This is a genomic window from Duganella sp. Dugasp56, assembly GCF_047304105.1.
GTDB classification, from domain to species: domain Bacteria; phylum Pseudomonadota; class Gammaproteobacteria; order Burkholderiales; family Burkholderiaceae_D; genus Rugamonas; species Rugamonas hordei.
In genome coordinates, this window is sequence record NZ_JBGLYQ010000110.1 from 1 (window position 1) to 1,115 (window position 1,115).

1 protein-coding gene is annotated in these 1,115 nt (G+C 63.0%); it reads left to right on the forward strand.

Going from position 1 to position 1,115, the window contains the following annotated elements; translation table 11 throughout:
• Positions 1-234: 234 nt before the first annotated feature.
• Positions 235-1,115: CHASE3 domain-containing protein (locus ACCD07_RS32260; RefSeq protein ID WP_413449691.1), on the forward strand; the 881-nt coding region annotated here is incomplete at its 3' end.

Genomic DNA, 1,115 nt, shown 5'->3' on the forward strand with positions numbered 1-1,115 from the left:
GGGATGCAGTCGCAGGCGGTGGGCGCGCAGCAGATTTCGGAAACCATGATACAGCTCAACGACGCCACCCAGCAGACCGTCGAGTCGCTCAAGGCCACCAGCGAGGCGGTGCACCAGCTGCAGTACGCTGCGGGCAATTTGCAAACCAGTGTCGCCAACTTTGCCGTGGCCGCCTGAGCGTGGGACAATGTTATGTGAACCGTGCCGCGTGAACCGCGGCCACTGGAGAAAAAAATGTTTAAAGACCTGAGCATCAAGAAGAGGCTATACCTGAGTTTTGGCGCCATCCTGGCCATCATCCTGGTGCTGCTGTCGATCGCCTACAACCGGTTCAACAGCCTGTCCGACGCCAATGCCTGGGACAGGCACACGATGGATGTGCTGCAGTCCATCGACACCCTGCGCAACGACCTGCTGCAAGTACAGGTGGAGGCGCGCGGTTATTACCTGACCGGCGCGCCCGAGCGCTTTACCCGCACCCACAAGGAATTGGCGGACCTGCCCGGCTCCCTCCAGCAGCTGCAAAAACTGGCCTCCGACAACCCGGAACAGGTCGCCCGCTTCAAGAAGCTGGAAAGCATGATCGACGTATGGGCCAAGGACGTCATCGAATCGCAGCTGAAAATACGCCAGGACCTGGGGGACAAGCCCGGCGCCGCCGACGCCATGGGTCATACCGGATCGCTAGCCACCGGAAACACGGCCATCACCGATATCTACAAACTCATGACCGATGCGACCGACGACGAACGCCGGTTGCTGGCCCGGCGCACGGAGGCATCCGCCCAATTGCAGGAGACCATGCGCCTGCTGCTGTCGGCCGGCGGCCTGGCATGTATCGTGCTGTCGGCGGTGGTGGCGTGGCTGCTGGCAAAGTCGCTGCTGGCGCCATTGAACAACCTGACCCATGCCGTCGGCCGCATCGCCAGCGGCGTGCAGTCGGCGCGCGCAGAAGTGCTGTCGGCCGATGAGCTGGGCCAGGTGACGACGGAATTCAACCGCATGGCGCAGGCGATCCAGGACAGCCAGGCCAACGAGCTGGCGGCCACCAACCTGCTCAAGTCCAAGGTCGACTCGCTGCTGGCCGTGGTCTCGAAGGCGGCCGCCGGCGACCT